Annotated in this window: 18 protein-coding genes and 1 tRNA gene; 11 read left to right on the top strand and 8 right to left on the bottom strand. The window is 50.6% G+C overall.

The features are described 5' to 3' along the window. Positions 1–3 precede the first annotated feature (3 nt). The 3 genes from CR46_RS0111720 to CR46_RS18575 all read left to right on the top strand — a co-directional run bounded on the left by CR46_RS0111720 (position 4) and on the right by CR46_RS18575 (position 2,325). A complete protein-coding gene (locus CR46_RS0111720; protein ID WP_030073072.1) occupies positions 4–1,710 on the top strand; it encodes a potassium/proton antiporter in 1,707 nt (568 codons plus the stop codon). A gap of 58 nt (positions 1,711–1,768) precedes the next feature. Further along, positions 1,769–1,859 (top strand) — tRNA-Ser (locus CR46_RS0111715). Between the two features lie 247 nt (positions 1,860–2,106). Continuing rightward, complete coding sequence (locus CR46_RS18575; protein ID WP_030073070.1) at positions 2,107–2,325, top strand: N-6 DNA methylase; 219 nt, start codon at positions 2,107–2,109, stop codon at positions 2,323–2,325. A gap of 579 nt (positions 2,326–2,904) precedes the next feature. Here CR46_RS18575 and CR46_RS0111705 read toward each other — a convergent pair. Continuing rightward, on the bottom strand, positions 2,905–3,792 hold the full coding sequence (locus CR46_RS0111705) for a LysR family transcriptional regulator (protein ID WP_030073069.1): 888 nt from the start codon (positions 3,790–3,792) through the stop codon (positions 2,905–2,907). A 129-nt stretch (positions 3,793–3,921) separates the two neighbouring features. Here CR46_RS0111705 and CR46_RS0111700 point away from each other — a divergent pair, with 129 nt between their 5' ends. The 4 genes from CR46_RS0111700 (at position 3,922) to CR46_RS18640 (ending at position 10,093) form a co-directional block, all read left to right on the top strand. Next, positions 3,922–5,517 carry an NADH-quinone oxidoreductase subunit L gene (locus CR46_RS0111700; RefSeq protein WP_051690169.1) on the top strand — a complete coding sequence of 532 codons (1,596 nt, stop codon included), beginning with the start codon at positions 3,922–3,924 and terminating at the stop codon, positions 5,515–5,517. Then, positions 5,514–7,916 carry a putative inorganic carbon transporter subunit DabA gene (locus tag CR46_RS0111695; RefSeq protein ID WP_084180455.1) on the top strand — a complete coding sequence of 801 codons (2,403 nt, stop codon included), beginning with the start codon at positions 5,514–5,516 and terminating at the stop codon, positions 7,914–7,916. The genes CR46_RS0111700 and CR46_RS0111695 overlap by 4 nt, the downstream gene beginning before the upstream one ends. Before the next feature lie 232 nt (positions 7,917–8,148). After that, positions 8,149–8,730, top strand: a complete 582-nt coding sequence (locus tag CR46_RS0111690) for a DUF6436 domain-containing protein (RefSeq protein ID WP_030073063.1) — start codon at positions 8,149–8,151, stop codon at positions 8,728–8,730. Between the two features lie 61 nt (positions 8,731–8,791). Beyond that, on the top strand, positions 8,792–10,093 hold the full coding sequence (locus CR46_RS18640; protein WP_051690167.1) for a methyl-accepting chemotaxis protein: 1,302 nt from the start codon (positions 8,792–8,794) through the stop codon (positions 10,091–10,093). 272 nt (positions 10,094–10,365) lie between these two features. Here the strand turns inward: CR46_RS18640 and CR46_RS0111680 are convergent, their stop codons facing one another. Continuing rightward, the gene (locus tag CR46_RS0111680) at positions 10,366–11,688 is read right to left on the bottom strand and encodes an acetamidase/formamidase family protein (RefSeq protein WP_030073060.1); all 1,323 of its coding nucleotides are present in this window, start codon (positions 11,686–11,688) and stop codon (positions 10,366–10,368) included. Between the two features lie 288 nt (positions 11,689–11,976). On the opposite strand from CR46_RS0111680, the gene CR46_RS0111675 reads away from it, so the two are divergent. Next, positions 11,977–13,107 (top strand): flavin monoamine oxidase family protein, encoded by a 1,131-nt coding sequence (locus tag CR46_RS0111675; protein WP_030073058.1) that lies wholly within the window; start codon positions 11,977–11,979, stop codon positions 13,105–13,107. 10 nt (positions 13,108–13,117) lie between these two features. Here the strand turns inward: CR46_RS0111675 and CR46_RS0111670 are convergent, their stop codons facing one another. From CR46_RS0111670 to CR46_RS0111655, 4 genes are all read right to left on the bottom strand, one after another. Then, positions 13,118–14,851: a PilZ domain-containing protein gene (locus CR46_RS0111670; protein ID WP_030073056.1), complete on the bottom strand. Its 1,734-nt coding sequence runs from the start codon at positions 14,849–14,851 to the stop codon at positions 13,118–13,120. 299 nt (positions 14,852–15,150) lie between these two features. Continuing rightward, positions 15,151–16,329 (bottom strand): lipocalin-like domain-containing protein, encoded by a 1,179-nt coding sequence (locus CR46_RS0111665; RefSeq protein WP_030073054.1) that lies wholly within the window; start codon positions 16,327–16,329, stop codon positions 15,151–15,153. Next, positions 16,326–18,836 carry an ABC transporter permease gene (locus CR46_RS0111660; protein ID WP_030073052.1) on the bottom strand — a complete coding sequence of 837 codons (2,511 nt, stop codon included), beginning with the start codon at positions 18,834–18,836 and terminating at the stop codon, positions 16,326–16,328. Before CR46_RS0111660 ends, CR46_RS0111665 begins: the two co-directional genes overlap by 4 nt. Then, entirely contained in the window at positions 18,833–19,498 is a 666-nt protein-coding gene (locus CR46_RS0111655; RefSeq protein ID WP_030073050.1) for an ABC transporter ATP-binding protein, read from the bottom strand. Before CR46_RS0111655 ends, CR46_RS0111660 begins: the two co-directional genes overlap by 4 nt. A gap of 181 nt (positions 19,499–19,679) precedes the next feature. Between CR46_RS0111655 and CR46_RS0111650 the strand changes: the two genes are divergently transcribed. Beyond that, positions 19,680–20,849 (top strand): alpha-hydroxy acid oxidase, encoded by a 1,170-nt coding sequence (locus CR46_RS0111650; protein WP_030073048.1) that lies wholly within the window; start codon positions 19,680–19,682, stop codon positions 20,847–20,849. A 143-nt stretch (positions 20,850–20,992) separates the two neighbouring features. Here the strand turns inward: CR46_RS0111650 and cydB are convergent, their stop codons facing one another. Together cydB and CR46_RS0111640 are read right to left on the bottom strand one after the other, a co-directional pair. Next, positions 20,993–21,991: a cytochrome d ubiquinol oxidase subunit II gene (gene cydB / locus CR46_RS0111645; protein WP_030073046.1), complete on the bottom strand. Its 999-nt coding sequence runs from the start codon at positions 21,989–21,991 to the stop codon at positions 20,993–20,995. Further along, positions 21,988–23,397 (bottom strand): cytochrome ubiquinol oxidase subunit I, encoded by a 1,410-nt coding sequence (locus tag CR46_RS0111640; protein WP_030073044.1) that lies wholly within the window; start codon positions 23,395–23,397, stop codon positions 21,988–21,990. Before CR46_RS0111640 ends, cydB begins: the two co-directional genes overlap by 4 nt. 330 nt (positions 23,398–23,727) lie before the next feature. Here CR46_RS0111640 and CR46_RS0111635 point away from each other — a divergent pair, with 330 nt between their 5' ends. Both CR46_RS0111635 and CR46_RS0111630 read left to right on the top strand, forming a co-directional pair. Further along, positions 23,728–24,102 carry a DUF6746 family protein gene (locus tag CR46_RS0111635; RefSeq protein WP_030073042.1) on the top strand — a complete coding sequence of 125 codons (375 nt, stop codon included), beginning with the start codon at positions 23,728–23,730 and terminating at the stop codon, positions 24,100–24,102. A 206-nt stretch (positions 24,103–24,308) separates the two neighbouring features. Next, positions 24,309–25,349 (top strand): hydrolase, encoded by a 1,041-nt coding sequence (locus CR46_RS0111630; protein WP_030073036.1) that lies wholly within the window; start codon positions 24,309–24,311, stop codon positions 25,347–25,349. The last annotated feature ends 13 nt before the right edge of the window (positions 25,350–25,362 follow it).

The following is a 25,362-nucleotide window of genomic DNA, read 5'->3' as shown; positions in this document are numbered from 1 at the left end:
GACATGGACGCAATTTACACGTTCTTCTTAGTAGGCGGTTCCTTGATGGCGCTCAGTATTCTTGCGAGTCGCCTTTCCTCCATGATGGGTGTTCCGCTACTACTGATTTTCCTAGGGCTTGGCATGCTAGCGGGGGAAGAGGGCCTGCTAGGAGTCGAGTTTGACGATTACTCCATGGCGTTCACGATTGGTCATCTGGCGCTTGCCATGATTTTGCTAGATGGCGGCCTTCGTACCCGATTAAAAACCTTTCGCGTCGGCTTTAGGCCAGCACTCTCATTAGCCACCTTTGGCGTCTTTATCACCAGCGCTATTGTTGGTGTTATTGCTATGTGGGTGTTTGATCTCTCCTTAGCGCAAGGGTTACTTGTTGGTGCAATTGTCGGTTCTACCGATGCTGCAGCCGTGTTCTCAATGTTGAGTGGCCGTGGGGTCAACCTTAACGAGCGGGTAGGGGCCACGCTCGAAATTGAATCGGGTACCAACGACCCGATGGCTATTTTCCTTACGCTGATGTTGGTCGAGCTGTTGGTTGGTGATATTGGCGGCATTGCTGAAACACTGCTGTTCTTCATTTCCCAGTTTGGTATTGGTTTAGTGGTTGGTATTGGCGGTGGCTGGCTAAGCGCTAAGCTGCTGCGTTGGTTAGATCTAGCCCCCGGTCTTTATGCCATGCTAGCGCTGGCGCTTGGGTTTAGCGTATTTGGATTAACCAGTGTGCTTGGTGGCAGCGGCTTCCTGGCAATTTATTTAGCAGGGTTGATGATTGGTAATCAGCCTGGGCGGCACCTTAACTTTATTCTTCCGGTACACGATGGATTGGCCTGGTTGAGCCAGATTGGTTTATTCCTGGTGTTGGGCTTACTCGTTACGCCAAGCCAGCTCTGGGAAGTAGCCTTGCCAGCAGGGCTAGTCGCGCTAGCTCTGATTTTTGTTGCACGGCCGCTGGCGGTATTGATCACCATTAAGCCGTTTTTCAAATTCCGCTGGCGAGAGACTTTCTTTATTGCCTGGGTTGGCTTGCGCGGTGCGGTGCCTATCGTGCTGGCTATCTTCCCTTTAATCGGCGGGGTAGAGAATGCGTCGTTGTACTTTAACGTGGCGTTCGCGGTGGTACTTATGTCGCTGCTTATCCAGGGCGGCTCGCTAACCTTTATGGCGCGGTGGTTAAAAGTAGAAGTGCCTATAGGCACGACGCCAAATCGCCGAGGTCCTCTTGGCATACTGCCAGATAACGATTTTGAGATGTTTGTCTATGTGGTCGAAAATGAAGACTTAGAAGACGTTCCCATTCGGCTACTGCGTTTCCCCTCAGGCGCGTTGATTTCGGCACTATTCCGCAACCACGTTATGCTCCACCCGAAAGGAAGCACGCGACTGAAGCTAAATGACGTCATTTGCGTTATTGGCCGTACTGAAGATCTCGTCGCGCTTAATCGCTTATTTAATGGAGATGCAAAACTCAAACAAGAGCGAGCCTTCTTCGGCACCTTCACTTTAGATGGCGAGGCGCAAATGCAAGATATTGCCCAAGCCTATGGTTTAACCTTAAGCCCAGGCGAGCAAGACATGACGCTTGCAGAATTTATCTCGCTACGTGTCGGCGGTCACCCTGTGGTTGGTGACGATGTCGACTGGCATGGCATTCACTGGGTGGTAAGTGAAATGGAAGGCGGGAACATTACCCGTGTCGGCTTAAGGCTCTACTAATTAACCGTAAAGGCGTTGACTTCCAAGGGAAAGCTGTTATTATACGCACCCATAAGCCGGAGGGATGGCAGAGCGGTTGAATGCACCGGTCTTGAAAACCGGCATAGGTTAATAGCCTATCCAGGGTTCGAATCCCTGTCCCTCCGCCAAGTATTACGAATAAGCCGCTGATTTCAGCGGCTTTTTTGTGTCTGCAATTTAGCCATTGCTGTGAAACATCGAAGGTGCTCGGTTGGCGGCACAGATGTGTATGATAGTACCCATTAATTTTCACTAAATTTGGGGAAGCCTCTGTGAACACGGAAAGTCACTCTCAGCTTGCTACTTTGATCTAGTCGGTCGCTGCCCTATTACGCGGCGATTGACCTAAGCCCCGCGCAAGTTAGCAACCACGGCATGGGCGGCATCTTTGAAGAACTGATTCGCAAGTTCGCCGAAAGCTCCAACGAAACCGCCGGGGAGCACTTCACGCCTCGCGATATCGTTCACCTGACGACCTCACTGGTGCTCACCGGCCAGGAAGCCAAGCTCAAGCCCAACAGCATCGTCACCGTGTATGACCCAACGGCGAGCACTGGCGGGCTTCTTTCTGAAAGCGACGAGTACGTTCAGTAGGTCAGCGTGGGTGTGACGGTCTCGCTGCATGGGCAAGAGCTGAACCCCGAGTCCTACGCCATCTGCAAGGGCGATATGCTGGTTAAAGCAATACGCTTTCCGACGACCAGCTGGCGGGCGCTTTGACTACATGCTTTCCAATCCGCCGTCTGGTGTGGAGTGGAAGAAGGTACAGAAGCAAGTCACCGACGAGTTCTGAATGCTTTTAGGCGCTGCCTTAAACAGCGCCTAAATGTGACAAGTGCTGGTATTTGCCACGTAGCTTTTCCAATGTCGTTCTTATGCCGCTCAGCGTTGAGCACCTCTGAGGTACGTGTGGCCGTCAGTATCAAAAACTGAAGTATTTTTAATGACATACTGTTGTAAAGCTGAACAGAACCTATAAATGTCGCTACCTGGTCATAAGGCATAGCAGGGTGGTGGTTCACCTTTTGGATCCTTGACAGCTTAGCGAGCAATTTGTCGGGCTGGCGACGCCAGCGGGCAGGGTTAAGCGGGTCGCTATATTCATGTGCCTTTCCTGCATCTAGTGCTGAATATTAGATAGCCTTTGAAAAGCTCTAGCTGAAGTGAATGGCGCTAATCCAGTAGCGATTCGCCCGAACGTGTCAGCAGTGCTTTTAGGCTCGGTGATTCAAATCGCCGTTGAATAGTAATCGCGTAAAACTCCTCCCAAACGCCGGGTAGTGCGCCGTAATCGGTTAGCGTGCCGTTATGCAGTTCATCGCGTACAACAACCGGCGGCATGATGGCAATGTGCTGGGTGTCTCTGGCCAATAGTCGCATCATGGCCATGTCGTCTACCTCGGCAGCAATCTTAGGTGAAACCCGGTAATGGCTACAGAGCTGGTCAAAGGCGTGGCGGGTGGCATTTTCAACGCCTGGCAGAATAAAAGCATGTTCCTTTAGACCGCTAGGAAATACCGGTGGCGGCGAGAGGTGGGGCGATGCAATTAAACTCACTGGCTGGCGCGCCAAGCGCTGCGAGCGCCAAGGGTGCTCGCTATCGCCACGTACAGGCTGGTTCGAGAGCACTACGTCTAGCTTATGGGCGGAAAGCCTCCGCAGTAGATCATCTAGCCCACCGCTTTGCAGTATTAAGTCCAAGTCGTCTCGGCCCAATAGCGGCCGTACAAAACCCTCTTGAAAATTACGTGACAGCGTCGCTACTGCTCCCACTCGCACTACCTCTCGGTGGGCGTGACCACCTTCAGCAAACAGCGCGCTTAGCTCTTCGCCTTGGGTGAAGATAGTGTCGGCATAATCAAACGCTAGTCTGCCCGCTTCTGAAAGATGTAGCTGCCGACCCTCGCGTAAAAAAAGAGGTTGTCCTAGGCGCTCTTCCAGCTGGCGAATTTGTTGTGAGAGCGATGACTGAGACACATGTAGCGCATTGGCAGTACGGGTCAGGTGGCCTGATTTAGCAACTTGCCAGAAATAGTAAAGATGGTGGTAATTGAGCTTCATGGAGGTGTGCCTTCAGCAGCGGTTTAGCCTTTCGTTCTTTTTTAAAGAACGTTTTATCAGAAATAAACTATTTTTTATATGATGACGAGAGGGGCATAGTCGTTGGCAAACGATTAGGGGGGAAAGGCTATGCCAAATGTCGTCGATATAACGGTGTTTTCATTGCTGTTGCTATGGTTGCTGGTCCCGATATCGCTACTGCTGATGGCGGGGATTAGCGCACGCGCCAGCACGTCAGAATCGCTGCAGCGCGCTTGGAAAATCAGCCGCTGGTTAACGGCAAGTGCTTTGGCTGCCAGCCTAGCGGTGGGTGTGCTGCTGTTGCTCGATGCACAGGGTGTGCCCACAGGCCTGCCTGAAGCGGCCCAGCCACTGGGGCTATATCCTGATGGCTTGGCGGTGTGGATGGCGCTGTTGATTAGCTTGTTAGGGACGGTGTTGTTGCGTTTTGCAGAGAACTACTTAAAGGGCGACCGCGGCGAACGTCGTTTCTTGCCCTGGTGTTTGGTGGTGTTAGCGAGCGTTATGTTGCTGGTCTTTACCCACCATTTGGTCGTTATGTTGATTGCCTGGGTAGGCATTAGCGTGGCGCTGCATCATCTACTCACCCTTTACCCAGAGCGGGTGGAAGCGCAGCGGGCGGCATGGCAAAAATTCATAGTAAGCCGCTTGGGGGATGCCGCGCTGATCGTCGCGGTGGCGCTGCTATACGCTCGTTTCGGTACTTTTCAATTACCTGAGCTGTTTGCCGCGGCGGCCTTAACTCCTGGCGGCTGGCAAGTCGAAGCAGCCTCGGTGGCATTAGCTATTGCTGCGCTGTGCAAATGTGCTCAGGTGCCGATGCATGGCTGGTTAATCAAAGTAATGGAAGCGCCTACGCCGGTCTCCGCACTGCTTCATGCGGGGGTGATTAACCTGGGAGGCTTTGTGTGGCTGCGGCTGTTTCCGGTCTTCGATGGTCTGACGCTTGGGCACTATCTGCTGATTGTCATCGGTGGCTTCACTGCGTTGGTAGCCGTCATGACGATGTTGACCCAAGCCTCTGTAAAGCATGCCCTTGCATGGTCAACCTGTGCGCAGATGGGCTTTATGCTGTTCGAGATTGGCGTTGGAGCGTATACCTTGGCGCTGGCCCATTTGCTGGCGCACTCGCTCTACAAAGCGCACTCCTTCCTGGCCTCTGGGCGTACTGTTAGAGCATCGCGCTGTGTACGTTTGCCGCTTGCGTCGCTGCGTCAGCGGCTCTCTCTGGCGCTACCCGCTGCAGCACTAGCGGCGGGGGTTTTGGTCGTTTGGCCTGCGCTCGTCAGCCACAACCCGCTGTTAGGTGCGCTACTGAGCTTAGCAGTAGGCAGTACGCTGCTGGGCATGCCGCTAGGTACCGCCAAACTTAATCGCTTGGGAATGTTTGTCATGGCGCTGGCCTTGGTGCCCTTGTATGCCTTGCTACATAGCTTACTAGCGCCTGCGCTGCCAAGCGCTTACACCCCTTTAACTTTCTCGGCAGGCCTGCTTGGTGGCATGGTGCTGGTAAGCATGGTGCTAGTCGCTGGATTGGTCACGCTCTTTCCTCAAGCGGCGTGGGTTGCCCGTTGGCGCGTCCACTTTAGTCAAGGGTTGTATCTTGCGCTGCCGTTTCAGCGCGTGGTGGACGCAGTTGCCCCCATTCGTGCTTGGCGGCGTGCCTCATCGCCTGCGCCAGATTTAAAAGGAGAGTGGTCATGAGAGCGACTATGAGAGAGTCCATGAAGCAATTTATGGGAGAGCCCGCTGCAATGGATGCGACTACCTCTACAAGCCAACAGTCTTTTCAGTATCGTGACGCACTAAAGCGGGCGACCGATGCTATTGCACCCGTTTGGCCGCTTGATCAGTGGATTGCGGTGAATCCTTGGTGGGGCTTGAAACATCAGCCCATCGAACAGGTCAGCCATGATCTGAATCGTCGGGCTGGGCAGCCGATGACCATGCCTGCTCAGTTTTATCGTCATGCTTGGGAAACCGGTCGGATTACACCGCATGACTTGCGCCAGGCCCTGCGCCAGGGTAGTTACGCCTTTAGTGAGCAGCGCTTAGTGGATTACTTGGCATTGCCCGCTAAACCTATTACGCCGCTATGTAGCGCTTGGGACATTCTAGAAGCGCATACGGGATTTGACCCTATTGCGGAGAGCTGCGCTAGCTACTTCGATCAACATCAGCAGCGCTGGGCAAGCTGTTCTGTGCCTTCACTTTATTATGCTTGGAAAAAAACGGTACAACACGATTTGCGCTGGTCAACAGAGCAGCGATGCTCGTTGCAGTCGCTGCCAGATAACGCCGCTGCAGCTAGTGAGCAGGTAGCAGCGGATTGGGAATTAACTCCCGATGCATTTGAAGTGTTAGCTCATACGCTACTGTTACGGGTGAATGGCTGGGCCTCATGGTGTCAAGGAATTAGCTGGCACACGCCTGAACAGCAGCAGGAGGCTGGCATTAGCCAGCTGGTGGCAATGGTGTTGGCTTGGGAGTGGCTAGGGGTTCGCCAGCTTAATCAACAACAGAAAAGTGAATGGTTTGCCCAGTGGCAAGCAGCGGATGCTGCTTTGACCACTCATTATGATCATGAAGCGCTATGGTGTTGGCAACACGCCTACGAAGTGGGTTATCAGCGGATGTTAGCCGCTACATTGACTGCGCCTAGTACGTCGTCACCTCCGGCTGCACAGGTGCAGGCAGCGTTTTGCATTGATGTACGTTCTGAGCGGTTTCGTCGCCATTTAGAACAAGCTGCCCCCACGGTGGCAACGCTTGGGGTGGCGGGTTTTTTTGCTATGCCGGTAACCGATGCCGCGATCGGACCTGAGCGCGCTCTTCCCCGTGTGCCTGGTTTGTTAAAGCCCACCTATCGGGTAGGGGCTACACGGCCTCAGCAGCAGGGTGTCAAGCGCTATCAGAAAGAGAGTCAGCGCCAAAGCGTACGGCATGCGAAGTACGCGCCGCTTTCAACCTTTACTCTGGTCGAGACTACTGGCATTGCCTGGGGCTGGAAGCTGATTAAGGATAGCCTGCGCAAGCAAGCACCGGTGGCACAGTGCGATGCGCCTGCTGGGTTGTTCCATACTTACGATGGGGAGCCAATCGCGCGTCACGAAAAAATAGCGCTGGCCAAAAACCTACTCACCCTGCTTGGCAACCTCACTGCACCGCTGCTGGTGCTAGTGGGTCATGACTCTCAAAGTGAAAATAACCCACACCACGCCGGGCTAACTTGCGGTGCGTGTGGCGGGCAAGGCGGCGGAATGAATGCTCGGGTAGCCGCTGCGCTACTGAATGATCCGGACGTGCAGCAATCTGTTCAACAAATGGGCATTTCATTACCTAGTGCGTTTTATGTACTGGCGGCGACCCACTGCACCCTAACGGATAGGGTACATATTTATCGGGATAAGCAAATGCCTGTGGGGCTAGAGGCTGCACTCACTACGTTTGAAAGCGGCGTGCAACGTGCTGGCGAAGCCACTCGGCTTGAGCGTGCTTCGGCATTGGGCGTGGATGAAACTACTCACGTTGCGCGCCTGAAAACCCTGGCAATGCGCGGTGCCGATTGGTCGCAGCCCCGGCCAGAGTGGGGGCTGGTGAATAATGCTGCCTTGATTTTAGCTCCGCGGTCGCTTACCCAAGGAAAAATGCTCGAAGGGCGTGCATTTTTGCATGACTACCACCCTTCCGAAGACCCCGATGGCAAGGTGTTAGAAGGGCTGATGATGGCGCCCATGCTAGTGGCTAGCTGGATCAATCTGCAGTACTACGCATCCACTGTGGTGCCAGAGCTGTATGGCGCAGGCAACAAGCTGCTGCATTCAGTCGTGGGTGGGCATGTTGGTGTCATTGAAGGTAACTCGCCACAGTTGCGGATTGGGTTGCCCGAGCAGTCGCTTCGCGATGGTGAAAAATTGCATCATGAGCCGCTGCGCTTAACCGTGGTGATCGATGCGCCTAAAGAACGTATTGAAGCAATTTTGAAGCGCCAGCCCGTGGTGGCTGATTTGATAAACCACCGTTGGTTGTGGCTAACACGGATAGGTGATGAGGGCGTAGAGTGCTATACGCCGCAGGGCTGGCAGCCTGTGCTTGCCGATTGAAACCCCGTCACTTATTCAATGAAGTAATTTTCAAGTAGCTTACGAGGTGAATAGTGGCAACGCGACATTAGTCTTTTAGTGAGCATGCTAATATTTAACCAGAGTTAATACGTCAATAGATCAAGAAATGTCGATATTCTTTGGTAAATAGAAGAATTTTTGTAGTAGCTAAACAGTTTTTCATAGTATTTTGCGGCATCGTCACGTTATTGACTGTCAGCAGGATCGTTTTATGCCCCGGAAGTTGGTTGGATTCAGCCTAGTGCTAGGCTGGGGTACGTTTATTGTGATTGCTTTTTGGCTATTTACTTACAAAAATCTTCGCCTGTTTGCTGACGAACAAGACGTATTAGCTCAATTTCCGGCGGATGTTGCTCAATCCATGACGAGCATTGGTCCTTTGCCAACTCAATCTATCGGGCGTCTTATTCATTTTTGGAATCCCGCCTGTCGTTGCAGTCGCTTTAGCCAAAGCCATGTTGAAGAAATCATAACGAGCTACGAAAAACAGGGCATTGATTTTGTCGTGGCAGTGCCAAACCAGAGCTTAGTTGATAGAGCGTTAACTACGTTCCCAAGGGTATCTGATGTAATTGTTATTAATAATCTAGAGGGGCTTAGCAGTCCCTCGGCGGTTATCTTTGATTCACAAAATACGTTGGTCTATTTCGGTCCTTATAGCGATGGTGCCTTCTGTTCAAGTGATGGAAGCACTCCCGTTGAGCAGGTGCTAGATGGCGCCATTACCCAGCAAAGCGTGACACCGTGGCTTAATTTGTCCACTTTTGGCTGTTATTGCGATTGGCCTAATTAAAAATCATTAATAAGCTAATCATTAACCCCCATATCTACCTAACGACAGGGACACTTCTTTCATGCAGTTGAATAGACTCGATAAGGATCTTTTTCATGAGCAGTGGCAAGATGCGAGCCTCCTCATGTTTAAAATCCTCATTGCCCAGGGAGTGCTAGCACTGGCACTTGCTAGTTGGTATTCCACCTGGTTGGAGGCGCTCATTATTGGCGTGCCGACAGTAATACTAGGTGGTTACTTAACCTATTCACAAGGAAGTGACTTACTAACGCGTCTTTACATGGGCGCAGCATTTATGGTGATGACTGGGCTGCATATCCACCAAGCCCATGGGCTTATTGAAGTACACTTTGGATTGTTTGTGCTGTTAGCAATCCTTCTTTATTACCGCGACTGGCGTGTCATTGCTGCGGCTGCTGTTGTGGCGCTTATCCATCACCTTTCTTTTCATGTCTTACAAAGCATGGATATAGGCATTTATGTCATGCCTGAAGCGAGTCTGAAGATGGTCCTTGTTCATGGTGGTTATTTAGCATTTGAAGCGGCTGTGCTCGTGGTACTTGCTAACATTATGGCGGGTGAATTTATCCGTTCGCAAGATGCACTTAATGAAAGCGATCGCCTGGGAAGTGAGTTGCAACGCCAGCGTGCGGCATTATTAAGTGAAGTTGAGCAAGCCATTAATAATATGGCAGGCCTCTCAAGCCGAGTCTCGTCGGCCTCTGAAAGCCTATCATCAGCAACTACACAGCAGGCGGCTAGCGTTGAACAGACAACGGCATCACTGGATGAATTAAGTGCCACTGTTGCGCAAAATGCTGAAAACGCCGTAGAAACAGAAAGTGTTGCTAATCAAGCCGCTAGGGATGCAAGTGACGGAAGTGCTGCCGTTTTACAGACTATTCAAGCCATGCGTGATATTGCCAGTAAAGTCAAAATCATTGATGACATTGCGTTTCAGACGAACTTACTGGCTCTTAATGCCTCGGTGGAGGCGGCAAGGGCAGGGGAGCACGGTCGTGGTTTTGCTGTCGTAGCCTCTGAAGTGCGTAAGCTGGCAGAAGGAAGTCGGCTGGCTGCTCAGGACATTGGTGCAACTTCTACCCAGTCGGTAATTACGGCAGAACAAGCAGGCGAGCGTATTAAGGGATTAGTACCTGCCATCGAACGGACTGCTCAATTAGTGCGCGATATTGCCAGCAGCAGCCAGGAACAGTCGTTAGGTATCGAGCAGATCAATAAGGCGACTTACGAGCTGTACCAAGGCGCGCAAGATATTTCAAAACTTGCAGAACAGTTGACGAGCACGTCGCTTGAAATGGAAGAAACTGCGACCTCTTTGCAACGCGAAGCGTCTGTTTAAGATCTGCTTGTTTTTTATCTACCGTGTTTTTGTGCTGTGTTTTGCACTGAGTATTTTTCCATAAAGCTAGCCGCGTCTAATGACGCGGCATCATCGGAAAATGCACGGTTAAAAGGTTGTTTAGACTCGCTTCTTTGATAACAGAGTTTAGCAACCTAAGAGCTTAGACATCTAAGAGCTTAGTCATCTAAGGGCTTAGCAACCGAGAAGCGAGCTGGCTTACAACCAAGTGCAGTATGTCTTCAAGTACTGTTGGTTAGTGTTGTGCAGCACTAAAGGTCGTACTGTTCCCGGGCATAGCCCCCAAGGCCAATAGCATCTAGGCGAGATAGGGGGGCAAGGAAAGTCACTTGTATCACGCCCGGTGCACGGCCAATTTCTATAGCACCGTTAATGGTGGCTCGATTACGGATTTCAGCGACACTCATATTAAGTAGGGTAGCCGCTCGCTGAATGCCGTTTTCAATTGCCTCATTGAGGTTAGCAGCGGTTCCAATCACCGAGATTGGCGCTAGCGGCTCAATGTTTTCTACTCCCCATTTTTCTGCCAATTGCTGGCCTTTGGCCTTTTCAGATGCACTAAACGGTTTGGCTAATGGTGGCAGATCTTCCAGCAGCGGGAATAAAACGGGGCCGTCCAGTGGGTAGTTTTTCACGGCTTCTACCTGAAGCGTGACGCTTCCTGCTACATCCATAGTGTGCCCAGCAATTTCGCCATCACCCTGGCCTGCATGCATATCTCCCATATAAACCCCTGCGCCTGGCACCTTAACAGGGGCAATAAGGATGGCGCCGGCACGAACAGCATCAATATCCATGTGTCCGTCGGTTTTGTGCGTAGCTAATTGCTCGGGCGTAATAGCATACTCATGTGGCGCCCCGATCAAGAAAGCACCAAAATCACCAGCGTTGTGGCTGTCTGGCATTGGCATTGACGGGCAAGTACCAAGCTGCCCCATAAACGGCCGTGTGCGAATTAGCGTTCCAGGCATATCTGATGGTGCATAGTTAAGAATAGAGTGCTGTCGGCTGCCTGGGGGTAAAGCTGAGTAATGGTCAGCGCGTTGGGCAATGGTAGTTGCCACATTGCTAGGTACGGTAAGCCCGATTGTTCTGTCATCGTCAAAGGTGACGGTGTAGCCATGGACTATTTCGAAGGGTTTTACAGGGTTATTGCAGGCATCACACTTTACGGCATCTTGCCCGATGCCATCGATATGGGTCTCGGGCCACAGTGTGTCACAAACAGGGCAGCGAGCGGCAACGTAGGGGTCGCCAAGGCAAAATCCTTCGGGCGAGCTATCATGTCCAGACGCGGTCGCGATAGAGGTAACGGCAATATCGCGAATACGGATGGCAACACCATCACCTACTTCTGCGCCCTCAATAAACACGGGAGTAGTCACCTCATGTCCGCCGCGAAGACGTGGGGTAATCATCGGTCCCCAACAGCCAGGTACAGTGTTGGCTGTGATGGTTCCCCCATTTTTAACTGGTCCCAACATGGGGGCATTGGGGTCTAGCACACTGTTAGTAAATTCTTGCACAACAACGTGTTGCTGAACGGTTGATGACTTATCTATGGTATGTTGCATGGGAAGTATCCTTTTGTTTTTTTATGCATTTTTATACAATCGACCGCTGCCTATCACATGCTTAACCCTAAAGAGTCTTTATAGGTGGCTGTTGTTAGGGCGACGCTTTTGAATTTATCATTATTTTATTTTTTTTAAACCTGAAAACTTCATTGGTATAGGATGTGTAGAGGTTATTCAGACAAGCTATTCAGACAAGTTATCCAGAGTAGCGCTTCGTCCTGTGTGACTGACTAGGTCATTTTCTGTCTCTTTACCATTACTTCTTTAATTATTCTGAGGTGACTGATGCACACAACACGTATCGCTATTGTCGGCGGTGGGTTAGCAGGTCTTTACGCCGCTTACCTGTTAGAGCAGCAGGGAATTAGTGACTTTGTATTGTTGGAAGGGCGTGACGAGCTAGGTGGTCGTATTGCATCAGTAACGCCAGAAGGCAAGTCGGCGCCAGGACAACAACCTGAGGCATTTGATATGGGGCCTTCGTGGTTTTGGCCAGGCTTTCAGCATGCTCTTGGTGCATTGGTGGAGTCTCTGGGTATCGTTTCTTTTGCCCAGTTTGAAACGGGGGATATGTTGGTTGAACGTACGCTTAATGGAACCCCAGTTCGCATGCAGGGGTTTGTGAATACGCCGCCTTCAATGCGTTTAAAGGGTGGCATGAGCGTGTTAATTGAAGCTTTGCGCCAGCGTGTCGATGCTCAGAGGATAGTGACAGGTCAAACGGTTGAGCGTTTGTCGTTCAATGGTGAGGCAGTTGAACTACTAAGTGAAGATAAAGGTGGGCTTATACAACGCTATTACGCAGATCATGTTCTTCTGGCGGTACCGCCAAGACTTGCTGAGCAACGTATTACGTTCTCGCCAGCGTTACCAGTAAGTCTTGCCCATCAATGGCGGCACACAGCAACATGGATGGCCCCACACGCTAAATATGTCGCTCTTTTCCCAACACCTTTCTGGCGTGAACATGGTCTTTCTGGCGAGGCACGTAGTTTGATTGGCCCATTAGGTGAAATACACGATGCGTCCGATCCCAGTGGTCATGGGGCGCTCTTTGGCTTTTTTAGCGTGCCTGCAAGCGCGAGAAAAAATAGTAGAGAAAACGTCTTGCGGCAACGCTGCCGTGATCAATTGATCAGGTTATTTGGCCCGCAGGCAGGTACGCCTGTTATCGATATTATTAAGGATTGGGCTGTAGAGCCGTTAACGGCGACAGCCTCAGATTGCCAACTCGGTGAGCATAGTACGCCGCCGCCCGCGAGCGCTTTAGAAGGGCCTTGGCAGCATCGTTTAACAGGCATTGGTAGTGAATGGGGGCAGCAGTACCCTGGCTATTTAGCAGGCGCTATTGAAGCAGCAGAGCGCGGCGTAAGCGGTCTGCTAGCGTCAGGTCAGCTCTTAAGTGCCGATCGTTAGTGGATAGACCCTAAAGTTTAAGCACTTTCACACCGTAGTCCAACGGGTTGACGATACCTTCTAGATGGCCAAGTTGAGAGATGTCGCTTTGAGAAATAATGCTGCTTATATTCGTGTCAGGAAAGCGCAGGTTTTTGACGATGTGAACCTGGTTCGGCATCCCTTTAGCATCGACATCCATTACCCAGGCAAGAAAATTGCCAGAATACTTAGCCAAGCAGCCAATCGGGTAAAGTCCGTATACTTGCATGTATTCTACAAGCACCGTTTTGTCATAGGCTGTGTTGGCATTACTAACAACCCGATAGGCATCAAGGGGAGAGTGAGCAGGTTCTCCATTACGTGAATGTAAGTACTTATTGATCACTTTGATGACGGCTATTAGCCGAATGAGTGTTGATAACTGATAGTCGCGTTTTGATGCGGGATAGCCAGAACCGTCTAATCGTTCATTAGCATTCTCAATCACATCTCGGCAGGTTGGGCTTGGCTCCCAGCCTAATGTGTTCAGTTTTTTGAGCAGCTCTTCTATATGGCCACTCAGCATCAGCTTTTGCACAGGGTTCATATTCACGTTCAACGACGGTAACGCTTCGCTGACGAGCAATGGTTTGCCTGCGGTATGTAGCATTACGCCGAGCATCGCCTCACGTACCTGAGGGTCATGTGGGTCGCGTAGCAGTAGTAAGTCAGCCAGCAAACCTGTTACCTGAACGGCATGCCTGACCCAATCCGGTTCTTCTCTTAGAAATGCTAGGGCATACAGAAAGGCTTTGCGGTCCTGTTCGACTAGATAGCGAAGCGTATCGACGCAATCGTATAAAATCTCGCTAGGAAACACGTTGCGGTTTTTCATATACATCAGCGCCACCTGAAGTTGATGGGCGACATCCAACACACCGCGTTCCATCGGTGGCTGGCGAGACCGCTTGTCACGCTCAAGGGTTTCTTGCTGCAAAATTTTCTTCTCCTTAAGACCTGGAATAAAAAGGGAAGAGTGATATGCCAGCTTATCGTTGGAGCCAGTACGGTAGGCGGCTTCTCTTTCGGACTCGTTGACGAATTGAAATAGTATTTCAGCTTGTGAGGTTGATAGATTGGTGAACTCCACGCCCACTGCCGCATAGCCATGATTACCAAAAGGACGCATATGACGGATTTTGCCCTCAGCGAAAAAGCTGTCGCCGTTAGGAAACTCAAGCATCACACCAGGAATATCCTGGTTTACCCCGATGGCGATGCTATCCGCTAGATGAATATCGACCATACAGCCACCGATCGACAAGTTGCGCAATCGGCCTGACACGTTAAGCGTATTTGGGTAAACATCCAGGCCGACGCGGGCTAACATACCGAGAATAAAAGGTATGCGAACGGCGCCTCTATTTTCTTGCACAAATACTGACTCAGGAAGCAAACACTCTAAACGATAGTGAGTGCTATCTGATTTCTGCAGTTTGGCAGTGACATTGCTAAGACTGTACGTTTCACGCTCAATGGTGTGAGCGCCTTTTAGTGCCTCCAGATCGAAGCTTATGCTGCCGTTGGTAACATAGCGCTCAATATCCAATCCTGCGTATTCGATTTCCAATACCATGTGCCCTGTGCTCAGATCTAGCTCTGCCACCTCTGCTGTTAAGGCATAGGGCATATCTTTACAGTAGACAGAAAGCTCATTCGTGTGCTGTAGCAACGAGCGAATTATATTGGCTGAAGGATTCTGGTGCTGGGCGGGGGGGAGCATCTGAAATACCTGCCTATGTGAGTCGTTTTTATTTGCCCAGGTCAAGGCACTGTTTTTAGTTGTTATAAGTGCAAACTCTACACATTAATTAGCAGTATCATCAATTTAATCAGTGTTTTTTGCTATTAAATTGCCTCGAAATAAGATGAATATAAGATTATTTAGCTACTTATTAGGCTAGCACTCAGAAGAACGGCCCGCCAGCACCGCTGCTTTTAGATAATGAATTCGCTAAAGGCGGAGTACTATAAAAGCAGTAACCAAGAGCAGCAAACGGCTTTTATTGTCGTCGGTCTTGGTTAATAGCCAGTCATTTCTAAGTAGCCTACACCAATCTGTTGTTGGGTGGACGTGTTGCGCACCACTACATCACCTTCCCAATAGGGCACGGTGGTGGGCATCCAGCGATTGGGGTGCCGCGCTTCTATGGTGAGTTCAAGATTGGCGTCGGGGAGCGTTAACTGCCATTGGGTGGGAATGTCTCTTTCTGCTACACGTTCAGTGGCAAGAGGTAAGAGCATAACGCTGTCTGGCCCGATCAGTTCTGTCTGGCCATCTGCGTTAAACAGGTGTGCAAAGCGATAGTCCGAGCCATTTTCGCCACCGCCGCGCAACCGGTAAGCCATCAGCTTGCGGCCATCATCCAGGTGCAGGGAAAACCAATCCCAGCCCGTTTGTTCGGCGTTGAGTAGCTGGCTGCTCCATTCCCTGTCTAACCAACCGCTGCCTTGCACGTGCCGGGATTCACCATTTAGGGTGACGCTTCCTTCAATGTGTAAAAACGGCTGGCTGTAGTAGTGAGAACCCTGGCCCTGAACTGTTTTGGCGTTAAACCCGTTTTCACCATGCCACACCAAAGGGCCTTCCGCGCTAAGTGTGAGATCGTAGCCAAACCGTTCGTTTCCGTGACCACTATAAGCGCTTAGAGTAAAACGTTCGAAGTTAGCCTCTAACGGGCTTCTAAAGAACCAATCATCAATCCACGCATGAAAAGGAGTAGCCACCACACCCGCTTGCCCCCGTTGCTGAACAAGTTTGGAAGACGATTCACCACTGTGGCTACGGGCAAAGCGCTCGGCAGCAACATGGGTTGCGTGCTGAGAGATGCCCATATGAGCCATCCAAACTTGATCGGTGGCCCAGGGGGCAGGAGTCGGGCGTTGCTGTGGTGGCATAAGGGCCTGCCGGAACAGGGTCCATTGAAGGCCTAGCGGTTCACCTTGGCTATCTTCAAGGTTAGCTGTGAGATACCACCATTCAATGCGGTAGTCTGGATGGGGGCCGTGATCATGTGGAAACACCAAAGACACGGAAGCATCTGCTTGAGCAAATCCTTGTGCCTGCGCGCCCAGGCCCGCAAAGCCGTTGTGTGATGGCTGTTGAGTCTGTGTGCTTTCAGTGGACGGCGCGTCACTGCAGGACGCAAGCCCAAGGCCGATAGCGATAGCTGCGAATGCGTTAACCCAACCGTAGATCATTGGGCACCTTCGTTAAGCAACGCACGAGGCGATGTTCGCCAAAGCTGCAGGGCCGGTAACGCCGCAGCGACAAGGGCAACGCTAAATGCGGTAAACAGCATGACCAGTATATCCAGGGGAAATAGCTGAAGTGGTAGCCGCCAGCCAAAAGCGGCGACATTAATTACGGCCACCAGGAGCCAGGTAATTGAGATGCCAAGCGGTACAGCCAGTAAGCCAGTAAGTAACGCCAGCCCACCCAACTGAACCAGTGGCAGCAGCGCAAGGGTGGCACGCGGTACGCCTAGCGCCCACAGTGTAGCAAGTTGCCGCTGTCGATGTTGCGCTTGGGCCAGTAGTGTTGCCAGAAGTGCGAGTGCAGCCACAGCCAGCGTTAAGCCATTCAATGCCCGGGTGATGCTGAAGGTACGCTCAAAAATTTGTGTGGCTACCTTCTTCACCTCATGTTGGTTTATTAAGGCATCAGGTGAAAGGTCAAATGTCGTGATTAACGCTTGGCGAAATGTATCTGCATCGGCCTCATCATGTAATGCGATGCCTGTTGATGCTAGTTCGCCTTCAAAGCGCTGTGTAAGCGTATCAACAGTAACCAATAGCTGCTGCTGTGGGTTACCGTAATCAGGGTAAATGGCCGCTACCGTCAACCATTCAGCGCCTTGTAGTGTTTCAAGAAGAACGCTGTCGCCAGGTTGAAGTTTTCGGGCTACCGCCATTTGTTCATTGATGAATACGCTTTGATTGTTCAGGGCTTCCCAAGCTTGCGGTGCCCCATTAAGTGTCTTTAGCAACGGCCACTGGGAGGTTAGTGTTGGCACCGTGCTGATACCAAAAAGGGCAAGGGACCCAAGCGATGCCATTTGAGTCGAGATGTTTTCGTGAGACGAAGAATTAATAGCCAGCAACTCAGTGTTACCGCGCGCGGTAGGTAAGGTTTCCAGCACCTCTGGCTGTGAGATTAGCCACTCATTGAGAGTAATGAGCGTTGCTGGTGTTGCATTGATGTATAGCGGTGCTACTAATCGCTGGTCTAGCCATTCTAAAAACGTTAGCCGGAAACCTCCTACCATACTGCTAACGCCCAAATTAGTTGCCAATGCAATGAATAAGGCCATCATCGCGAGGGATAAACGGGGCAGCTGTTGTTGCATATCCGCAGTTGCCCATTGACCCAGCGGGTAGCGCTGCAATCGCCGTTGCAACAACCGTAGTAAGGTATTGAGAGCTGGTGGTAGACACAGTGCACAGCTGAAAAGTAACGCAGCGACTAAGCTGAAACTGACCACTAACCCCTCGCCGGCTGGAAGCATCTTCAACCAAGCGGCTAACCCTAACGTTAACACTCCGGCTAATCCGCCCGCTTGCAGCATGCGCACTAGCTGGCGCTGATAGCTGTATCGCCAGGCGTAAGACTGCCCAAGGGCCAAGACTTGTAGCTTGGAAGCACGCCACAGCACGCCACTACCTGCTAATAGCAAACCACCCAAAGTGACGGCTACACTGCCAAGCCAATAATGCCAGGGCAGTGCTAGCGAGTGCTGAACGTCAGTCTGATACAGCGAGGTAAGTGTGCTGGCCACATCAGGTAGCAGCTTGCCGGCCAGCCATAGGCCGCTGATGAGTCCAAGCACAGCGCCAACCAGACCAAAGATCAGTAGCTCTATAAGAATGGCGAGAGTGATTGTTTTGCCGGGCACGCCGATGGCTCGCAATGTGCGTAGAGTCGCCATACGCTGTTCCATAGCTAGCCCTAAGGCGGCTTGGACAATAAACATCCCAACCACCAGCGAAAGCAGTGCTAGTGCCGTCAAGTTGAGATGAAAGCTATCGGTGAGCTGTTCAGGCGAAGCAAGATTGGCCGCGCGAGTAAGGCGATAGCCTTCTGGCGGCTGAGTCAATGCTCCTGCTGCGGTGACCAAACTGAGTGTGGACTGATCGCCAAAAAGTGCAGATACAGCGGCGATATCCATTACCAGTGTGTTAGGGGGAAGGTCGTTGCGGAGTGCTAACGGTGGTAGCCGCTGATTACCAATAGCAGGGGTAGCGCCGGTAGCCTGTTGACTGTTGAGTTTGAAGACTTCTAACGTATCTGGAGCGAGCTGAGTTTGCCAAGGTGGCGATAAAAACTGGGTCAGTGAACCGCCGTTTCCATTGGCACGGTTGCTTTCATTTGAAGAGGGTAGTGTTAATGGGTCGATGCCAAGTACCGTCACCTGAGTATTTCTTATTGTCAGTGAGCTCTCCAGTAGCGGTGATACGGGGAGACCTGCGTGACGGAGTGATAAGTAGTCATCGATGCTAAGGGCGTTGCCATCGCGACGGGTAAGCTGGTCGGTTTCTACGCTCAGCAGCGCGTTAGAACGGGCATAGCTCTCTTTGGCGGTGGCGTTAATGGCTTGCACGCTACTCCAAAGGGCACTGGCAACCCAAAGGCCTACCAACAGCATAGCAAGCTGGCCAGGGTGACGTCGGTAATGAGCCAACAGAGTCATTAACACCCGCAGTATCATTGCCTTGTTTCCTTCAGCTGCCCTAAGTGAAGGCGAAACGTGCGGTTCAATGGGGCTGCTACCCGTGCGCTATGGGTAACCATCAGCAGTGCGCATTGAGTCTCTTTGACTAAATCCAGCAATAAAGTTAGCACGGTATCGGCACTTTGTTCGTCAAGGTTACCGGTCGGTTCGTCGGCAAGTAATAAGGCTGGGCGTACTGCTAGGGCACGGCCAATTGCTAAACGTTGTTGCTGGCCGCCTGATAGCTGCTCGGGGTAGTGCTCTTCACGACCAGAAAGCCCTAGCCGATCAAGCAAATACGCACTCCATTCAGCATTTTCAGTGCGTGCAAGCCGAGCTTGCAGCGAGAGGTTATCAATGACGTTGAGACTTGGCACAAGGTGAAATTGCTGAAAAATAAGCCCCAATTGCTGGCGGCGCAGTCTCGCTCGGGCTGGTTCGTTGAGCGATGACAAAGCTTGCCCAGCGATAGCGACCTCTCCCTGATTAGGCATTTCTAGTCCTGCAGCGATGTGTAGCAAGGTAGATTTACCACTGCCCGACTCGCCCATCAACGCAAGGCTTTCTCCTTGGGAAAGGGTGAGATTTATCTCGTTGAGCACGTGTAGTGAGCCTTGCGGAGTGCTGAAGGTTTTGCTTATCTGATGCAGGGCTAACAGGGGGGGTAACATAAGTATCTCCCAGCATTAATGCTCACTATCTTGGTGATTGTTATTATACCAACTTGTTGATTGCTTGTACGAATCTTGTAGTTAATTTTGTTTTTGTATATTTATTTTTTAACTATAGTGATTGTCTGTTCTAGATGTTTAGGAAAACAATCTCTCTTGAGGGTGTGCCATGCCGATCTATACCAGCATTGAAGATCTTCGTCGCCATTATGTTCGCCGTACGCCAAAAATGTTCTACGACTATGCCGAGTCGGGTAGCTGGACAGAACAAACCTTTCGCGAAAATACCAGCGACTTCCAGCATATTCATTTGAAACAGCGCGTGGCGGTCGATATGTCAGGGCGCTCTACCCGAAGTTCTATGATTGGCGAAGATGTTGCAATGCCGGTTGCGCTGGCGCCAGTGGGTCTAACGGGAATGCAGTCGGCGGATGGTGAAATTAAAGCAGCGCGCGCCGCTGAAAAATTCGGTGTGCCGTTTACACTTTCGACCATGTCGATTTGTTCGATTGAGGATGTTGCAGAACACACCACGCAACCTTTCTGGTTCCAAGTGTATACCTTAAAAGACGATGACTTTATGCGTCGCTTGTTTGAGCGCGCAAAAGCGGCTAACTGTTCTGCTGTGGTGGTCACTGTCGATTTGCAAGTCCTGGGGCAACGTCACAAAGATCTTAAAAATGGGTTATCTGCACCGCCTAAATTGACTGCAAAATCAATCGCTAATATGGCGACGAAAATTCCTTGGGGGTTGGAGATGTTGAAAACCAAACGTCGATCGTTTGGTAATATTGTTGGGCATGCAAAAGGTGTTACCGACCCTTCTTCATTATCAGCATGGACAGCAGAGGCATTTGATGTATCGCTAGACTGGAAGCGGATTGCTCAATTTAAAGAGTGGTGGGGTGGCAAGTTGATTGTGAAGGGGATTATGACCCCGGAAGATGCGCGCTGCGCCGTAGAAATTGGTGCCGATGCCATTATTGTTTCTAATCATGGTGGTCGTCAGCTGGATGGCGCAATGAGTTCAATTCGTATGCTGCCAAGTATTATGGACGAGGTAGGCAATGAGATTGAAGTGCATCTCGATTCTGGTATTCGTTCAGGCCAGGATGTACTCAAAGCATTGGCGCTGGGTGCCAAGGGGACCTACATTGGACGCGCTTTCACCTATGGTTTAGGGGCTGCTGGCGAAGAGGGAGTGACCAAGGCGCTCCAGATTATTCATAAAGAGCTTGATACCACTATGGCGCTGTGCGGTGAAACAGACGTCAGCCGTTTAGGCCCTCATAACCTTTATGTGCCGAATGGCTTTGCTGACCCTACCGTCAAGCTTTAAGCCTCCTTCATTTAGGCCTGTTTTATTGCTGATACATTTAGCTTAATTGATATATTCGCTTTCGATGTTGTATCAAAAAGGGGTGCCATGTAGGCACCCCTTTTTATCGTGAAAAAGCAGTCAATAGGCTAAATAGTGACGCTTCAGTGATATCCTTCGCCTACTTTTACCTTGCCACGGAACACCCAGTAGGTCCAAGCGGTGTATGCCAGCACAATAGGGATAACAAACAGCACGCCGACTAATAAAAATAGCTGTGACTCAGGTGCCGATGCGGCATCCCAAATCGTATAGTTAGGCGGGACGATAACCGGCCATTTGCTAGCGATTAGGCCCAGGTAGGTAAAGATAAATAGGCCCAGCGTTGCGACAAAAGGTAAACCTTCCTGCTGGCGTTTTACTGCGCGATAAAGAGCTCCAGCGCACACCATTGCAAGAATCGGGAAGAACCAAATTAAGTGAATCTGGTTCATCCAGCGGTCGCGCACTTCGGGGCTAACCAGTGGTGTCCATAAGCTAACAATACCGAATACTACCAGTACTGCTAAAAGCAGTTTTGGTGTAATACGATAAGCCCACTGTTGGACATGACCTTCAGACTTCAAGATTAGCCAAGTAGAGCCAAGCAGCGCATAGCCTGCCATTAGTCCAAGCCCTGTCAGTATAGTGAAAGGTGTCAGCCAATCCAGTGCACCACCGACATAGCGGAAATCTTCAACAGCAAATCCTTGAATATAAGCACCAACTACTGCGCCTTGTGCGAAGGTGGCTATGGCAGAGCCCCAACAGAAAGCACGGTTCCACCAGCGGCGATTTTTCTTAGACTTGAAACGAAACTCAAACGAGATCCCGCGAAAAATTAACCCAGCTAACATCAGAAAAACACCGATATAGAGCGCGGGTAAAAACACAGAATAAACCAGGGGAAACGCGCCAAGTAGACCCGCTCCGCCCAACACCAGCCACGTCTCATTGCCATCCCACACAGGGGCAACAGAGTTCATCATGACATCACGTGACTCTTCATCAGGTGCGAAGGGAAACAAAATGCCTAACCCTAGATCAAAGCCATCCATTAAGACGTACATAATGACGCCGAAACCAATGATGGCAGCCCAAATGAGCGAAAGATCAATACTCATGCGTTGGCTCCTTCCAAATCATCGTCAAAGGGAGTGTGTGCAGCGGACAACGGACGTTTCGGGCGTTCAACTTCGCCTTCCACTTCTATTTGCTCTTCGTGCATACCGTTGCGTACAACACGCGTGAGGTAATAAATCCCTGTTAAAAACACTACGCTGTAAACAGCGATGTAGCCAATTAAAGTAAATAGAGCCATACCACCTGTCAGTGAAGGCGTTAACCCTTCTGCATGGGTCATAACGCCATACACCAACCATGGGGCACGTCCGGATTCAGTAACGATCCAGCCACCCAGAACTGCTAGGAAGGGGGAAATAATCATGACAGTCAGCGTTTTTAGGAACAGGCGGTTTTCATAGACACGGCCCTTACGACGTAGCAACAAGCCTACTAGTGCAACAGCAATCATCAGTAAGCCAATACCTACCATGACGCGGAACGACCAAAAAACAATCGCTACCGGTGGCTGCTCTTCTAACGGGACTGCGTTAAGCCCAGGAACTTCACCATCAGCACGGTGAGTTAGAATTAAGCTAGCCAAGTTAGGAATACCAATTTCAAAGTGGTTGGTTTGTGATTCTTGATCAGGAATCGCGAACAGTAGCAGCGGTACGTTGGTTTGCGTTTCCCAGTTACCTTCCATGGCCGCTACTTTAGTTGGTTGATGCTCTAGCGTGTTTAAGCCGTGAAAATCCCCTACCACTGCCTGTGCAGGCGCTAAGATCAATAATAACCATAAGCACATGGATAATGCTTTTTTGTTGGCTTCTACATCACGCTTGCGTAGTAAGAACCAAGCGCTAACGCCCGCAACCACGAACCCACCGGTGAGGAAAGACGCCATGCCCATGTGAACGAAGCGGTACCAGAAGGAGGGGTTAAAGAGTGCTTCCATCCAGGAAGTGATATGAAAGCGACCATCAATTAGCTCAAAACCTGCCGGTGTTTGCATCCAGCTGTTAGCGGAAAGTATCCAGAAAGAAGAGATGAACGTGCCAACTGCGACCATGATGGCGGCAAACAAGTGCACGCCTTCAGGCACTTTATTGCGGCCAAACAAGAGCACGCCTAAAAAAGCAGCTTCTAAGAAAAAGGCTGTTACTACTTCATAGCTGAGCACTGGGCCTAAGAAGTTAGACGTCGCGTAGGCAAAGTTGCTCCAGTTGGTACCAAACTGAAATGACATAACAATGCCTGATACCACACCCATGCCAAATACGACGGCAAACACTTTTGTCCAGAAGAGCGCCAAGCGATCCCAAGCAGGGTTTTCCGTTTTGTAGAACAAGCCATGCAGCAGCGCAATGTAGGAAGCCAAACCGATAGTAAACACCGGGAAAATGGCGTGAAAAGAAACAACAAAGGCGAACTGCAGCCTTGAAAGTAACAGAGGATCTAATTCCATGGCGACCTCCTAGATCGTGTGACATGAAAATTTGACAGGCATTGATTGTCGCAGAAGCTATATTCTTAAAAGCTATGGTTATATTTCTTTCTTGATTCATGATAGTTGAAACTGCTTTACGCCGTAAGTTGAAAGTACCCTATGACGCATGGCGTATTGTCGCATCTTTATTAATGGTAAATATTCTCATTATTATACGCTTTTGCTTCTATTTTAGATTTGAGGGTGCTAAATTGGTTTTCGTAATCAGATGAATGATGAAGAAGTGATCAATTCGCCAATTTTTAATGGCCAATGCTTGATACGTTAACGTTTGAAAAGGAACTCTCGATGAAACGAACTGCTTCACTTTTATTGGCCGGTCTATTGAGCAGTGGACTCGTGGTGGCCAGTGACAATGAACGTCTGGATCATTTTGAAGGGAAAGCTTCCGATACCTTGGAACAGGCTTTTGCAAATTTGACCGAAGGGAATCAGCAGCTAGCAGAATTACTTTCACAAGATGAGATCACAGATGCGCAAATGAGTGATATTCATATGCTCACGTACACGCTAGAAAATGCTTTGCAGAAAGTCGATGAAGAAGTCAGTGCTATGGCTGTGCTGCTGGAGGAAGTCCATCTAGGGTCGGAAACACTCGATCAGGAGCGTGTAGCAAGCCACGGTGAACGTTATCTGGAAGCCTCTTCACTGTTAATTGAATAAAGAAGCTGAAAAATTCTGAAAGAGCACCACTAACGTGGCGTGGTAAACAAGGCTTGTCTATTTTAGGCGAGCCTTGCTTGTGTCTGTGTAAGATGCATTAGTTAAAACAAGCCATTACCAGCCCCAGGGCGGGTAGTTCTTCTAGAGCAAACGGCCTAAAAATTTTGCTAAGCTAGCCAGCTGTTTTTTGCTGGCACTTTCCCTCTATGATCCCGTTTCGATCCGCATTCCCATTTCGTGCTTCGCGCTGGTTGCCTGGCGGACATTTGCAAACGCTTTACAGTCCTTTATGTCGCAAGCCGCCTCAATTGCGCCGTCAGCGAGAGCGGTTAACGCTGGAAGACGGCGATTTTATCGACATGGATTGGTATGGGCCTGAGGGAGCATCGGGCCATTGCGTGCTGCTGCTCCATGGGCTAACCGGCAGTTCTTCTTCTTTGTATATCCTAGGGCAGCAGCAGGCATTAGCGGCGTATGGTTGGCAAAGCGTGGCCGTTAATTGGCGCGGTTGCTCTGGTGAGCCAAACCAGCGTGCGAGGGGGTACCACTCAGGGGCGAGTGATGACTTGGCAGAAGTGGTTAATCAACTGACCTCACGCTACCCCACTAAACTATTTACCGCCGTGGGTTATTCACTAGGCGGGAACGTGCTGCTTAAGTATTTAGGTGAGGAGGGTAGTAATACACCGCTGAGGGCGGCAGTAGCGGTATCGGTGCCGTTTCGGCTAGATCACTGTGCAGATCGAATAAACAAAGGGGTGTCCAAGATTTATCAAGCACGTTTCCTGCGTGACCTACGCCATTATGTTCAAAGCAAACAGCGCGCACTTTCACATCAAGGCCGTCATAAGGAGCTGGCGCATTTAGCGGCGCTGGAAACGCTAGATGGTATGAAAACATTTTGGGATTTTGATGGCCGTGTAACTGCGCCACTACACGGCTTTGAAAGTGCCGATGACTATTATCGCCGCTGTAGCAGTGCCTTTTTTGTTGAGCGCCTACGTATTCCAACGCTCATGGTGCATGCACAAGATGACCCCTTTATCTATCCTCACAGTATTCCTGATGCTAAGGCCCTGCCAAGTTATGTCACCCTGGAGTTGCATGCTTCTGGGGGGCATGTGGGGTTTGTCGAAGGCCCTCCTTGGCGGCCGCGTTATTATCTTGAGCACCGCTTGCCCGACTGGCTGCGTTCGCAGGTTTTCAATCTTAGTGAAGCGGATAACACTGAAGGGTTATTATTCTAACTAAAGACAATCA

The sequence above is a fragment of the Vreelandella neptunia genome (assembly GCF_000712975.1).
Classification (GTDB): domain Bacteria; phylum Pseudomonadota; class Gammaproteobacteria; order Pseudomonadales; family Halomonadaceae; genus Vreelandella; species Vreelandella qaidamensis.
Note: the sequence above shows the minus strand (reverse complement) of the source record. Positions and strands in the feature narration are given on the sequence as shown.